Raw genomic sequence first — 14,995 nt, 5'->3', positions numbered from 1 at the left:
ATTTTAATATATTAAATAATTTTATTTATTAATATTAGAGTATTCCAACATATTGTTCTTAAATTCTTCGTCATTTTTACTATTAGCTTTGATTTTTCTAATTTCGTATGCTTTTAATAAATTAGAATTTGGATTTTTGTCATCGAAAATAATAGTTCTTAATTCCTTATAAACAGGTGAATCACTATTTAATTTTTCTCAACTTGAATTAGATAAATTAACTAAAACTTCTAAAGCTTCTGGATCAAGATCTAAGTTAGGTTTGATAAAAAGTTCTTGTGAATTTTCATTTTTAAATTTATTTAAATTAAAAACCATTGTGTCTCAAACACTTTCAATGTCTAAATGTTTGAAAAACTCGTGTGCATAATAAATATGATAACTAATATTATCGTTGATTTTTGTACTTAAAATATTTGCAAAAAATTCTTGGTTATTCTTATAGTTTTCGTCCATAAATCACAAAAATGCATTTACTTTATTGTCTTGAAAATGATTAACAAAAACTTCAGTATTGTTAATAAATTTTTCTATCATTTCAGAAGCTTTTTTATAACTATAAATGTCTCTATTTTTTTGTAATATTAAATAGATTTCATTTGTTTGTTCATTTTTGAAAACATGATCAAATTTAACTATTTTTTCTTGATATGTTTCTTTTTCTTCATCAATTAAAATAGTAAATTTATATCTGTTTTCTAATTCAACAAATGATTTCTTTTTTAATTCATCACTTGTTAAAGATTTTAAAAAACTATTAAACGCAAATTCTTGCGATTTAATTCTTGATTGCTCCACTTTTTCAAAAACACTTAATGGATTAAATAATGATTTAAATCTGTAAGGCGCATCAATTAGTTTGTATATCATTTTTTGATGAATTGCTCTATTCATTTGTTCTTTTAAATTGATTTTAAACGAGTCAAAATCCATAATAATCTCCTAGCAAAAATCGATAGTAAAAAATTTATTTTTTACATTTTGTAATAAGTATTTCTTATTATATCAATCAATATTTTCTTTTACTTTAAGAAACAAAATTTTATTTAAACACATAAATAAAATCAAAAAGCAGAACCATTTTTTAGTTCTACTTTTATCTATTATTTGTTTTCCATTTCACTTTCATTTTGTTCTGGTTTTTCTACAACTTCGTATTTTTCTTTTAGAACAAGCAAGGCAGCGATAAAAGCTAATATACTTTGTAATACAAAGAATGAAATCAACAATAATATAAATGCAATTTGACTTTCAGACATCTTTCTGTCTAATCTAATTACAAGAATAATTTTTAAAATAAATTGGGCAATTAAGAATGGTAAAACAATTCAAGTGGTAAAATCTTTAACTTTAAAAATTGTGAAAATAGAAGTAAGAGATTTAAAAGTGTTTAGTCAATCATTAGCGGTATGATCATTAGCATTTAAAAGTTGCAATGTATTAATTAAAGATTTTATTATCATCGAAACAAAAAGAAATACTGTAATAACTAAAATTGACAATGCTAACTTTTTGTTAATTTTTAATCTGATATTAGATTCCATATTACTCTATTACTTTTTCTTCTTCTTTAACTGCTTCTGGAATTTCTAGCTTTTTAGACAAGATCGAAATTGATGATATCAACATTAAAATATTACCAGCAATAAAAAATGATACTAGAATCATAATTCAAATTGAATCGTCACTTTTTTTATTTCTATCTAAAATTAACATTAATTTAATTCTATATACAATGGTTATAATGGTAAATGCAAGTGAAACTACTAAAAATATTACTGCTGGAATTAAAAGCGAAAATAAAATTTCTAGGACTAATTTATAAGCATCTTCTTCAGTAGCGGGCGGATTTTTAGAAGGTAAAAGATGTTTATAAATTACATTATTAACGGTTAAAAAAAACATCAAAATAGTATAAAAAATTGAAATAACAAAAGAAATAATTGAAAAACTCAAAAGAATTTTTGCATATTTCTTTTTAGTGTCAACTAGACTTTTTTGCATTTATCTCCTTAAATTTGAAAAAATATTTTTATATTGTTTAAATATAACATTTTTATTACTAAAAGGCTCTATTATTGTAAAAATTACAATTATATTTTGTCTTTTTCTTTAAAATTTATTTTAAAGATAAATGTTAGTTTTTTAAAAAAATAAAGGAGCAAAAAATGAAAAGAATTGGTTTAGAAGAACTTTTAGTAAAAGATAAAAATATTATTGAAAAATATGTTGATTATTTAGCTTCTTGAATTGCTCAAAAAGTAAAAGATGCAAAATGTTATGGTGTAGTTTATGGAATTTCTGGTGGTATTGATTCAGCAGTTGTTTCATTAATATGTAAAAGAGCTTTTGAAAAAGATTCTTTAGGCATAATAATGCCAATTGATTCAATGGCTCATGAACAAAAAGATATTCAAGCGCTTATTAAAGAACATCAGTTAAATACTAAAACTGTTGAATTAAATCAAGTTTTTTCAACGCTTGAAAAAAACTTAAATCTTAAAAATAAATTAGCTTTATCAAATATCAAACCAAGATTAAGAATGACAACTTTATATGCTTTAGCTCAAGAGTTAAACTACTTAGTTGTTGGAACAGACAATGAAGATGAACATCACATCGGTTATTTTACAAAATATGGTGATGGTGGAGTAGATATTTTACCAATAGTTAATCTTTTGAAAAAAGAAGTAAGAATGATCGCAAAATATCTAAATGTTCCTGAAAGTATCATTAACAAAAAACCTTCTGCTGGATTATGAGAAGGTCAAAGTGATGAGGATGAATTAGGTTTTACTTACAATGATTTGGATAATTTCCTTTGTATGGACTATGATAAAATTAATACAAACATAAAAGCAAAAATAGAAAAAATGCATTTAAATTCAGAACATAAAAGAAATACCCCAACTAAACCAATGACAATTGAGCAATTTTATAGTTCAAAGCAAAATTAATGCTGCAAGGAGTACTATGGCAGGACATTCACACTGAGCAGGAATTAAGCACAAAAAAGGTGCTAATGATGCTGCAAGAGGTAAGATTTTTCAAAAATTATTTAAAGAAATTTATGTAGCAGCTACAGGAAATGGTGGTCCAGATCCTGATTCTAACCCTACATTAAAGTTAGCGATTGCTAAAGCAAAAGCAAAAAATATGCCTAAAGTTAATATCGAAAAAGCTTTGGCAAAAGCTAGAGGAGAAAAAAATAGCAGTTCCTTTGTTGAAAATATTTTTAATGCTACTTTAAGTGGTGGTGCTACAATTATGGCAATTACTTTGTCAGATAACATAAATAGAACCACAAGTAATTTAAAAGCATTATTTAATAAACAAAATGCTTCATTAGGTAAAACCAACCAAATACCTTATCAATTTGACCATCGTGGAATTATTGAAATTGACAAAAAGCTAGTTACTGAAGATGATCTAACAATGGTAGCAATTGAAAATGGTGCTCTTGATATTGAAAATACAGATGAATCATTTTTAATTTCAACTGAACCAGAAAACTTTACCCAATGTAAAAACGCTATTGAAAAAGATTTAAATATCACAGAATTTTTACAATGTGAAGTAACTTATATACCAAATTCATATGTTAGTTTTGATGCTGAAAAATATCAAAAACTTATGGAATTTATTGAAAAAATAGAAGATGACGATGACGTTCAAGAAGTCATTCATAATATTGAAGAAGCGTAATTAATAACGTTTTTTGTAGAAAAGAAACTATGGAAAAAATAATCGATTTTTTTAAAATTATTTCTCCAGAAAATCAACCTTGAAATGATATTGTTGCTAAATTATTATTAAGTTTAGCATCAATGTTTTTATTATTTTTTATACCTTTAATTTTTGTTTTAGTTGTTCCAATTTTCAAAGATAAATTAAGCAAAAAATCAACATACTTTTTATATGCTTTTATGTCTGGTTTTTTCTTAACGATGGCCTTATTTGGTTTTTTAAAAGAATCATTAGAAATTTCAAGTTTATCAGCACAAGGTAAAGGTTATTCATTAAACAAAATTTATGGTTGAAACATCTTATTAATAGGTGGGGGATTAATTTTAGGTTTAGGACTAGCAATAGGAACCCATTTTTTAACCACTAAAGTTATTCAACCAAAACTATCTAAAAAATCTAATTCATTAATTCACAACCATTTATCAGATGAACATTGTCATGAAATAGAAAAAGCTTCAACAAATGAATTAGTTGAAAACAAAAAAGAAAAAGACTATTCAAAATTAATTGCAATTATTTTACTTTTAACTCATAGAATACCAGAAGGTTTTTTAATTGGAGTTAGTTTAAATGCTTTATATAACGGAAATGCTGGTAATATGAATTTAGCTTTCTTTATTTCCTTTATATTACATTTAATTCCTGAAGAACTTTTATTTTATTATCGTCAAAGGGAAATGGGAGTTTCCAAGAAAAAAGCTATTGGAATTTCAATTGGTTTATTGTTCTTATTTGTTGCGCCTATCTTATTAGGTTTATATTCAGGAACCTCAATTCAAAACTTTTGACAAATAGCAGCATTTATTGAAGCATTTATAGCGGGAATATTTATTTTTACTTCTATATTTGAATTCATTCCTGAATTTGCTTTTGAAAAACATGATTCGAAAACAAAACAATTATTATTGTTATTTATCATTTTAGGAATAGTATTAGCAGCAATTATTCTTTCCATTCATTCCCATGGTAACGGAACACTTTTTGGAAGCTTAGGAATTACAATTAAATTTAAATAACATTCTTGCAAAATAAGAAAATTAATCTCTCTCGCAAAGAGAGCTTTTTTATATGCTGGACATGAATTGTAAAAAATAGTAAATGTTATAAAATTACTATGTAATATAAAAAAGAGAAAATATAGTAAGGAATATAATGAAAAAATATCTATATAGCTTATTAACAATTTCTAGCTTATCTATTCCTGTTTTTGCCTCTGCTAATTGTTCATTAATTACAAGAAAAAAAGAAGTTATTGAAAAAGAAATCTTTTCTAATCTTGATACTTATTCTTTATACGATGAGCAAATAATTTTTAAACAAGATAATTCACCTAAAAATATAATAACTAAAGAAGTAGATAATATTTTTTTGAAACAAGAAATCTTGTCAAATAATATAATAGAATCTGAAATAATAACCTTTGAAAGGCCGAAAGCATTTCCTTTTGATTTTTCAAATGATACTTTATATTCTAAAAATAATGAAGTTTATACTAACAAAACAGAAATAAAAGATTTTAGATATATTTTTCACGAAAATATATTTTTGTCTTTTAAAAGATACTCCAGATCATATAAAGATAGTTTTTTATTTGATTTTAAATCTGAAATTTTTCAAGGAAGCATCAAAGATTTTCAACCAAAATTTGATGATTTTAAAAAATATTTACCAAGTCTAGATTATAAAAAAAGACCATTTAATTTTGACACTATAGAAAATTTTAATCACTATGATTTTTATAAAGATGTTGATAAGTATTCAAACAAACATTCTTTCGATTTGTCTAAAAAATACTTATTTTTTACCGGAACAAATTTATCTGATAAAAATAATGATGTTTTTTATTGAATGCCACACATTAAAAATAATAAATTATATTTTTCAAGAGTTATAAAAAATAAAAGTTTTAAAATTTCTTCTGGTTTTTATGATGATTCAATATGAACTATAAATTTAAAAACTTGAATGTTTTACATAGAAAAAATTAAAGAACTTTTAAATCTACCATCACAAGAAGAATTTTCTTTTGAAAAGCATGTTCAAATAGAAAATAATGTTTATTATCAAAATTTTTCTGAAAAATACAAACAAAATATGATTTGAACTAAAAATGACTTATTTGAAAAAAATAAATATTCTTGAAGTAAAAAAGAAAAGAAGATTGCAAAAGAAATTATTGATTCACTTAAAAGCCCAACATATATAGAACTACACTAACCATTTCTAACTTTAAGTTATAAAAAATAATTAAAGATTGTAGTTTCTATAGCTTCCCAAGTTTCCAATTTATAAATTAAAAAATTTCATATTTACCTATAAAAAAGGCTAATATGAAATTTTTATTTTCCAAATTACTATCCTAAAATGGTGCTAAAACAGTCCAAATATCTCTTATATTACTTAACCATTTTTAGCTAAATTTGTAATAAAAACCTCCTCAAAAATGAGGAGGTAGATAAATAATACTTAATTATTTTTTAAGGTTGTAGAATGATTTTTCACCTAAAAATTCACCTGAACAACATAATTCTTCTTCAATAACAAGTAATCTGTTGTATTTAGCAATTCTATCAGTTCTTGACATTGAACCTGTTTTAATTTGACCAGCATTTAAAGCAACAGCAACATCTGCTAATGTAGTATCTTCAGTTTCACCTGAACGGTGTGAAACAACACAAGCCATATTTGCTTTTTGTGCTAATTGCATTGTATCTAATGTTTCGGTTAATGAACCAATTTGATTTAGTTTAATTAAAATAGCGTTAATTGCTTTTTCTTCAATTGCTTTAGCTAAAATTTTTGCGTTTGTAACTGTTAAGTCATCACCAACAACTTGTAATCTGTGACCGTATTTAGCAACCATTTGTTTAAATCCTGCTCAGTCAGTTTCAGCGTGACCATCTTCAATAGAAATAATTGGGTATTTATCAATTAATTTTCCATAGTATTCTGTCATTTCTTCTGAAGTATATTCAAGTTTTACTCCGGTTAATTTTTCAAAACCAGGACGTTTTTCTTCAATAGCTTTTTTCAATTTTTTGAAAACGTATTTTTTAGCTTTTTCATCATAAAATTCACTTGAAGCTGCATCCATTGCAATAGCAACTGCATTTTTGCCAGAAGTTGAAGGAACATATCCAGCTGCTTTAATTGCTTCAACCATAAAATCTAGAACTTCTTCATGACTTCTTAAATTAGGAGCAAATCCACCTTCATCACCAACTTGGGTTCCGTGTCCTGCTTTTTTAAGTAATGCTGCTAGGTTATGGAATACCTTATTAGCCATTTGTAATGCTTCTCTAATGCTTTTTGCACCTACTGGCATAATCATAAATTCTTGAAAATCAACAGTATTAGAAGCATGTGCTCCACCGTTCATAACGTTTAACATTGGAACAGGTAAAGTGTGAGCATTAACTCCACCAATGTATTGGTATAATGGCATTTCTAATTCATTTGCAGCAGCAATAGCAACAGCTAATGAAACACCTAAAATAGCATTAGCACCAAATTTTTCTTTATTTGGGGTTCCATCTAATTCAATCATTTTTAAATCGATTGCTCTTTGATTTAAAACATTAAGTCCAATTAATGCTGGAGCAATTTCTTTATTAACATGATCAACGGCAGTCATTACTCCTTTTCCACCGTATCAATTTTTTTCGTACTTTGTACCTTTATCTCTTAATTCTAAAGCTTCTTTTGAACCAGTTGAAGCTCCAGAAGGCACATTAGCAACTCCTTTAGCACCATATTCGGTGAAAACTTCAACTTGAACGGTTGGATTTCCACGTGAATCTAAAATTTCTCTTGCATAAATTTTAGTGATTGCTGACATTTTTCTCCTTATTTAACATATATAAAAATAATATTTTTTATTATAGCACAACAATAAAAAATAGATACAAAAGCGCCATTAGAAAAATAAATAAAAAATAGTTTTTTAAGCATATAAAGGCTAATTTTTCAATTTTTTTATTAGTAGTGCCTTTTTATTTATTTTTTATTAAAATTATTATTAAAGTAAAAGAAAGAGAAAAAAGTTTGATTATGAAAAAGAAAATAAAATTCAATTTTTTTTTAAACCTAATTATTCCTAGTACAGCACTAATATTGCCTTCAGTTATGATTAGTTCTTCATGTTCAAAAGAAAAAATTCAACATCTTGAAGAAATGATTAAGTATGCTAAAGAAGGAAAATTTGCTTATGAACTCGCAACTAATGAAGCAAGTATAAATACTGAAAGACAAAAGTTAAATTCAGCAATCAAAAATGCTGAAATAATATATGAAAAATTGAAATTTGCTTCTTTTGCTTCTACTAGTGAACAAATAGAAATCAATGAATTGATTGGAATATTAAAAAAGAACACCAAGAAAATAACTGATTTTTTAATTAGCAAAAACTATTGAAACAAAGAAAATGATGTTCTTTGAAAAGAACTACAAGAAAAAATGACTATTCTTACTTCAATTGGTACAAAGTATTCATCAAATAACAAAAAATTCGCAATCATTTCTAGAAGATACAAAGTCTTTTTACTAAATGGTGGAAAAGACATTATTAATTTTTCTAAACAAATTTCAAATAAGAAAAAACCAGAAGAAGTTAAAAATAATCTAGTTAAAGTAAATCAAATTCTTTTACAACTAAAAACTATTGAAAACGATATTGAAGAAAATAAATACACAAGCTTTGGCGATCTTAAAAGTGCTAAAAAAGGTTTTATTAGTAAATATAGCGAAGTTAAAATTTTAAGCAATTTATTAAAAAACAACTCTACCTTCTTTGAAGCTAATATTCATATTTCAAATTTCTTAAATAATGAAAGAATTATTTTTTATGATGGATTAATCAAAAATCCTGAAACTACAACTGAAGTTTTTGAATCAGAATATAACGAGTTAAGTCGTATTATGAGAATATTCGAATATTTTAAGAATACTAATAAGCATATTGATGAATTAAAAAATGAATTTATTGAAAAAATTAACAACTTAATAATCAATGAAGTTTTAACTCCTTATGAAATTAACTTTGAAAGTGTAGAAAACAAAAAAAGTGTATATACCAAAATAGTGGAATTAAAACAACAAGCTAATGATGAAATAGTTAAATCTAAAACCATTGAAAAAATTTTATTAGCCTATTTTTCTTCAAGTGAAAAAATTAAAAATTACATAAAAGATCAAATACCTTCACTATTAAAAAATGAATATTTCAATATCTCTGCTAAAGAATATCAAAACACGATTAATGAAGATATTAGAAAAATTAAAACCACTTTAGAAACATTAGATGATGCTTTTGCTTTAGAGAAAAAATACAAAACTCAAGCAAATCAAGATATTATTAAAAATTTACATTCACATTATTCATCAAAATTAAAATTACAAATTTCTATAAAAGATGAAGATAAAAAATATCTTTTACCAGAAATGTCAGCAAATCTAGAAAACTTAACTAGAATTGATTTGCTCTTATTTGGCAAAGACGGTTATGCAAGCACTGGAAATCAAGAAATTAAAAATGAGATAGAAAAAATAAAAACTGAATTGAAAACAATAAATGATGATTTGAATTTCGATGTAATAAGAACACAAAGTTACTTCTTTATTAAAACTAAATTATTTGTTGAAATTGATGAATATCTTAATGACTTGAAAAAAGTAGTGAATTACTACATAAAATATAAAAAAGTGGAAGATTGAACATTAGATAAAGCAAAAACCATAAAAACCAAAGTTGAGGCTTGAACCAAAAATATAGATGAAAATGTTAAACTTTATGGAATATCTTCAGTTAATACTACTACACTTTTAATTTCGGAAATAAATAAAGAAATTAAAGAAAGAAAAGCGGAACTAAAAGTTTTAGAAAATGGTGAATTCCTAGAAAAAAATAAACAAATACTTATTGAAGCACAAAAAGTTTTTAAAGATCCATTTTATATTTTTGAACAACTAGATTCAAACGCTTTAAAAAGATTAAAAACTCTTTATGATGAATGTCATAAAATTTATATTTTTACCGATACAAATGGAATTGTTGTAAGACATTTAGAAATTCAAAAAATTTTAAATGAACTTGGTAAAAAATTTATAGATTCACAATTTAAAAATATTGAAAAAGTAAAAACATCTATTGATTCAATTAATTTTTCTATTGAAAAATGTTTATTACCATTTTTTGAAATCTATAAAACTAAATTCCATTCAAGTTTTACAATAAATGAAAGCGATAAAATTTTCAAGGATATATTTGTAAAAGCAAATGATAATTCTTATGAATTTAATATGGAATTTATTAAAAAACTTAGTCCAAAATTAATAGAAAAATTTGAACAAATTAAAGAGTTAAAAGAAAAAAAATATCAAACTATTGCATCATCTATAAATGGTTTAGATAATTATATTCAGCAGCAACATTTAGATATTGAAACAATAAATAAAGAAATATTATCTTTAACCTTGCAAATAGAAAGAGACTTTCTAAGAATTTATCAAAATTATGATCAAGAAGTAGAAAGCACTGAAGAAGAAAAGCTAGATAAAAAAGGAATAAAACAAATTCTTCATGATGATTTCCTACAAAGAAGTACTTTGTATGATGCTATTATAAATAGTGATAAAAAAATGCTCGAAGTAGCATTTGATTCAACTATTTCTTTTGCTACAGAAATTGCTAATGAAACTAATTTGGAAACTTTAAAAACTAAAGTTGGTGAATTAGTAAAGAAATTAGAAGCAATTCTTGTGTTAAATATTTTAAAAAATCCTGAAATGATTCAATTAAACATCAAGGAATTACAAGAATTACTTCAAACTAATCCAATGACACCAGACACAATAAAAGAAAAAGTTTTAAAAGTTAAAACTAGCATAGAGTTATTAAAAAATTCTTTTAGTATCTCATACAAACCTAATATTTTAAACATTGAAAAATTAGAACAAGCCTTTAATGAATTAAAAAGCTTAAAGGAAGAAGTTGATTTCTTGATTAAAAAAGAAAACATTATTTCACTAACTTCTTTTGGAAGATTAAAATTTGAATTGATAAGTAAAATTAAAAAATTTGACTATATAAAGAAAAATATTTGCAACATTTTTAAAGAATAAAAATTGTGTTTATAAATATTTAATATCTTTGTATTTTGCTTTTATTTGTTAAAATATAAACAATTATTATTGGCCTATTGTTTTTGTTGCTAAATAATGGATAGGATGTAGATGAAAGACTACACTTTGGTTGGTTTTAGCGCTAAAACAAAAATATCAAAATGAAAGGATTTTTTAAATGGCAAAATTAGATTTTGATCGTAGTAAAGAACACATTAATGTTGGTACCATTGGACACGTTGACCATGGTAAAACTACTTTAACTGCTGCTATTGCTACAGTTTTATCAAAAAAAGGTTTATCAGAAGCTAAAGATTATGCTGCTATCGATAATGCACCTGAAGAAAAAGCACGTGGTATAACAATTAATACCTCACACATTGAATATCAAACAGAAAAACGTCACTATGCTCACGTTGACTGTCCTGGTCACGCCGATTATGTTAAAAACATGATTACTGGTGCTGCTCAAATGGATGGTGCTATCTTAGTTGTTGCTGCAACAGATGGTCCAATGCCTCAAACCCGTGAACACATCTTACTTTCAAAACAAGTTGGTGTTCCTCGTATCGTTGTTTTCTTAAACAAATGTGATATGGTTAATGATGCTGAAATGCTAGACTTAGTTGAAATGGAAGTACGTGGATTATTAAGTCAATATGGTTTCGATGGAGATAACTGTCCAGTTATTAGAGGATCAGCTCTTCAAGCATTACAAGGTAAACCAGAATATGAAGAAAAAGTTCTTGAATTAATGGATGCTGTTGATACATGAATCCAAGCTCCTGTTCACGAATTAGACAAACCATTCTTAATGGCTGTTGAAGATGTATTTACAATTACAGGACGTGGTACTGTTGCTACAGGACGTGTTGAACGTGGTAAATTAAACCTTAACGAAGAAGTTGAAATTGTTGGTCTAAAACCTACAAAGAAAACTACTGTTACAGGTATGGAAATGTTTAGAAAGAACTTAAAAGAAGTTATGGCTGGAGATAATGCTGGTTTATTACTTCGTGGTATTGACCGTGAAGGTGTTGAACGTGGTCAAGTTCTTGCTAAAGTTGGTTCAATTATTCCTCACACAGAATTCCAAGCACAAGTTTATGTTCTTAAAAAAGAAGAAGGTGGACGTCACACTCCTTTCTTTAAAAACTATAAACCACAATTCTACTTCCGTACAACCGATGTTACCGGTGGTATTGAATTCCTTGACAAAAGAGAAATGGTTACTCCAGGTGAAAACGTTGAGTTAACAATTAAATTGATTGCTCCTATCGCTGTTGAAGAAGGAACCAAATTCTCTATCCGTGAAGGTGGAAGAACTGTTGGTGCTGGTTCAGTAACTAAAATTATTAAATAATAATCAAATACAAAAATATGAGGGCTTCCTCATATTTTTTTACTAAAAATGTTTACTGTGAATATTTAATTTTAAAATTAAATTACAAAAGAAGTTTTTACAAATAGTTTTATTTATCCTGAGTAGCATATGAATTAGTATTTTATATATATAATTTAAAAAGTGGAAATATTTTATTTAGTTATTTAACATTTAAATAGTTTAACCAAATTAACCAAATATTTTGAAAGGACTTTATTTTTTTATGAATAAAAGTTTACTCAGACTCAAGACATTAACTTTTTTATTGATTCCTTCTGTTTTTCCAACACTAATATCAACAAAATGTGAAAAAATAAAAACAAAGGAACAATTAGAAAAAGAAATTCTTTCTAACATCAATAGCTATTCTTTATTTGATGAACAAATAATTTTTAAACAAGATAATTCGCCCAAAAATATAACTATTAAAGAAATTGATGATATCTTTTTAAATCAAAAAATTATTCCTGAAAAAATAATTAAATCAAACATTATTGAATTTAAAAGATGATTTGCATATCCTATTGATTTTCGAAGTAATTTAGATTTATATGAAAAAACTGATGAATCTTCACCCAAAAGGATAGAGTTTGATTCTTGAAGCCCCAAATATACTGAATTTGATGAATTTTTGTGTTTTAAAAAATATGACGACTCTTATAAGGATGATTTCTTGTTTAAATTCAAAACTAATTTATTTCAAGGTCAAAGTGATGAATTTAAACCAAAATTTAATGAATTTAAAATGTATTTACCTAGTTTAGATTATGAAAATAAACCATTTGATTTCGATAAATTTATATCATTTGAACATTATGATTTTTTTAAGACAAGAAAGCAATTTTCCGAATCTTTTTTAGATGCTTCTAAAAAATATTTATTTTTTACTGGAACAAATTTATCTGAAAAATCGGATGATATTTTCTATTGAATGCCATATGTAAAAGATAGTAAATTGTATTTTTCAAGAATAATTAAAAATGATAAACTTACTCATAGTAGTTTAACACTTCACCATTCATATAGAAATATAGTATTAAAAACATATATATTTGATGTTCAAAAAATTAAGAAATTGTTAAATATACCTTCAAATGAAGAATTAGATTTTAATAAACATGTGGTTATCGAAGATAATATTTATTATCAAAATTTTAGTGAAAATTATAAAAAGACTATGATTTGAACTAAATTTAATTTATTAGAAAAATACTCTTCAATCCCAAATATTAAAAAATGAATTGATGAATTAGAAGCTGAAGGAAAAATACGTTCCTCTATTGGTCCTCATAATAAATAATAATTAATATCAAAACTTGATTTTGCCTTTCTAGGTCAAAATAACGTTTCTTATTAAACAATAATTTTAGAAATAGAACGCAATATTTTTAGAATGGTTTTGTTTTGATCAAAAATTAAAATAAAATCAAGTTATTTAAATAAAAAACTTTTGATTTTCCTGAGTTTTCAAGTTGTAAAACAAAAAATTTCATATTCACCTATAAAATAAGCGGATATGAAATTTTTAAATTACTATCCTAAATTCACTTTTTATTTAAAGTTAATTCAATAATTTTGTAGTCACTTTGGCGTAAAATACGATTATCATTAGTTATTTTTCAACATAAACAACATTGTTATTGATTATTTTTTCTATGTGTTCATAGCTTCTATAAATTTTCTATTAACATTATAGATTTTATCATTCCTTTGCTTCTTTAATCATTTATTTACTAAGAAAATTGAATATTTAATTACAGTGCTAAAAAGTAAAGAGCAAAATGTCCTCTTATATGTTCAGCTTTTCAAACAAAAATTAGTCTAATTTTTAAAGAATTTTTAAGTGTTCTAAAGTTTTCTTCAATCTGTCATTGCTTGTGGTAGATAGCAACAATTTCTTCTGGTTTAAATCATTTCTTGAAGTTTCATAAACATAAATTTCATCATATTGTAAGTCTTCAAAAATTTTTGTTATCCAATTTAAATTGTAAATTACCAACTTGAAAACTCAAGAAAAAATACCAAGCACAAATGTGTTGCACTTGGTATTTCACTTTAAGAAATATCGGTGTATTTTTTCCGGCATTTTTATTATTATTCAACAATCCCAACCATTTTGGCATCATCTTTAAACATATCAATAGATAAATAGCCTTGTAAATCTTTTTCATCAAATTCAGTTTTATCATAATTAAGAACTAAATTCATATAAACTAAACATTTTTGTTCTTCTTTTGCTAAATTTGAAAAATTTTTATTGAAGTATGTTTGAAAATGGTATTTCTTTTCAATTTTTAGTTTATAGATTTTTACACTAACTTTCAATTGAACAGATGTAGCTTCTGGATTAATAGTTTTTTCTATTAAATACCTATCATCTAAGTTTTGATTAAATCTTTTTCAACTTTTTTGTTTTTTGTAATTCGGTACAATTTTTGAAAAAATAAGTAAACTATAAGAAAAAATGTAGATTAGCAAAAGTCCAACTATTGAATTTATTCAAGGATTTTTATTTCAATTACTAATGAATAAAAATCTAATAGTTATAGGTACGGTTGCTAATTCAAAAATAAAAATAACAATTGAAATTAACAACATTCTTTTAGCTAATTTCAAATAATAATCTACTAGCCATTCTTGTACTTTTAAATTTTTATTTTTGCAATAAACATTTGATTCATACAAAGCATAAAGTTTTCATTTAAATGTAGGTAATAAATTAGAAATAAAGTAAATATAAATAAA

The 14,995-nt window shown here is 24.8% G+C and carries 13 protein-coding genes; 7 read left to right on the top strand and 6 right to left on the bottom strand.

Going from position 1 to position 14,995, the window contains the following annotated elements; all coding sequences use genetic code 4:
- Positions 1–21: 21 nt before the first annotated feature.
- The 3 genes from ACJA25_RS02920 to ACJA25_RS02910 form a co-directional block, all read right to left on the bottom strand.
- On the bottom strand, positions 22–933 hold the full coding sequence (locus ACJA25_RS02920; RefSeq protein WP_406615198.1) for an HpyAIV family type II restriction enzyme: 912 nt from the start codon (positions 931–933) through the stop codon (positions 22–24).
- A 170-nt stretch (positions 934–1,103) separates the two neighbouring features.
- The gene (locus ACJA25_RS02915) at positions 1,104–1,544 is read right to left on the bottom strand and encodes a hypothetical protein (RefSeq protein ID WP_406615196.1); all 441 of its coding nucleotides are present in this window, start codon (positions 1,542–1,544) and stop codon (positions 1,104–1,106) included.
- Position 1,545: 1 nt separating this feature from the next.
- Positions 1,546–2,004, bottom strand: a complete 459-nt coding sequence (locus ACJA25_RS02910) for a hypothetical protein (RefSeq protein ID WP_406615194.1) — start codon at positions 2,002–2,004, stop codon at positions 1,546–1,548.
- Between the two features lie 164 nt (positions 2,005–2,168).
- Between ACJA25_RS02910 and nadE the strand changes: the two genes are divergently transcribed.
- The 4 genes from nadE to ACJA25_RS02890 all read left to right on the top strand — a co-directional run bounded on the left by nadE (position 2,169) and on the right by ACJA25_RS02890 (position 5,964).
- Positions 2,169–2,957: an NAD(+) synthase gene (gene nadE / locus ACJA25_RS02905; protein WP_406615192.1), complete on the top strand. Its 789-nt coding sequence runs from the start codon at positions 2,169–2,171 to the stop codon at positions 2,955–2,957.
- Positions 2,958–2,973: 16 nt separating this feature from the next.
- A complete protein-coding gene (locus ACJA25_RS02900; RefSeq protein WP_406615190.1) occupies positions 2,974–3,705 on the top strand; it encodes a YebC/PmpR family DNA-binding transcriptional regulator in 732 nt (243 codons plus the stop codon).
- Positions 3,706–3,734: 29 nt separating this feature from the next.
- Entirely contained in the window at positions 3,735–4,763 is a 1,029-nt protein-coding gene (locus tag ACJA25_RS02895; protein WP_406615188.1) for a ZIP family metal transporter, read from the top strand.
- A gap of 136 nt (positions 4,764–4,899) precedes the next feature.
- On the top strand, positions 4,900–5,964 hold the full coding sequence (locus ACJA25_RS02890) for a hypothetical protein (RefSeq protein ID WP_406615186.1): 1,065 nt from the start codon (positions 4,900–4,902) through the stop codon (positions 5,962–5,964).
- Positions 5,965–6,217: 253 nt separating this feature from the next.
- Here the strand turns inward: ACJA25_RS02890 and eno are convergent, their stop codons facing one another.
- Positions 6,218–7,585 carry a phosphopyruvate hydratase gene (gene eno / locus ACJA25_RS02885; protein ID WP_406615184.1) on the bottom strand — a complete coding sequence of 456 codons (1,368 nt, stop codon included), beginning with the start codon at positions 7,583–7,585 and terminating at the stop codon, positions 6,218–6,220.
- Positions 7,586–7,797: 212 nt separating this feature from the next.
- Between eno and ACJA25_RS02880 the strand changes: the two genes are divergently transcribed.
- From ACJA25_RS02880 to ACJA25_RS02870, 3 genes are all read left to right on the top strand, one after another.
- Positions 7,798–10,866, top strand: a complete 3,069-nt coding sequence (locus ACJA25_RS02880; RefSeq protein ID WP_406615182.1) for a hypothetical protein — start codon at positions 7,798–7,800, stop codon at positions 10,864–10,866.
- A 178-nt stretch (positions 10,867–11,044) separates the two neighbouring features.
- On the top strand, positions 11,045–12,229 hold the full coding sequence (gene tuf, locus ACJA25_RS02875; RefSeq protein ID WP_406615180.1) for an elongation factor Tu: 1,185 nt from the start codon (positions 11,045–11,047) through the stop codon (positions 12,227–12,229).
- 244 nt (positions 12,230–12,473) lie between these two features.
- Positions 12,474–13,550 (top strand): hypothetical protein, encoded by a 1,077-nt coding sequence (locus ACJA25_RS02870; protein ID WP_406615178.1) that lies wholly within the window; start codon positions 12,474–12,476, stop codon positions 13,548–13,550.
- 454 nt (positions 13,551–14,004) lie between these two features.
- On the opposite strand, the gene ACJA25_RS02865 is transcribed toward ACJA25_RS02870, so the two are convergent.
- Positions 14,005–14,229 carry a transposase gene (locus ACJA25_RS02865; RefSeq protein WP_406615176.1) on the bottom strand — a complete coding sequence of 75 codons (225 nt, stop codon included), beginning with the start codon at positions 14,227–14,229 and terminating at the stop codon, positions 14,005–14,007.
- A gap of 115 nt (positions 14,230–14,344) precedes the next feature.
- A complete protein-coding gene (locus ACJA25_RS02860; RefSeq protein WP_406615174.1) occupies positions 14,345–14,935 on the bottom strand; it encodes an MAG0920 family protein in 591 nt (196 codons plus the stop codon).
- Between the last annotated feature and the right edge of the window lie 60 nt (positions 14,936–14,995).

Source organism: Mycoplasmopsis hyopharyngis (assembly GCF_045276885.1).
In the GTDB taxonomy this organism is placed as follows: domain Bacteria; phylum Bacillota_I; class Bacilli_A; order Mycoplasmatales; family Metamycoplasmataceae; genus Mycoplasmopsis; species Mycoplasmopsis hyopharyngis.
This window is presented reverse-complemented; position numbering and strand designations above follow the sequence as displayed.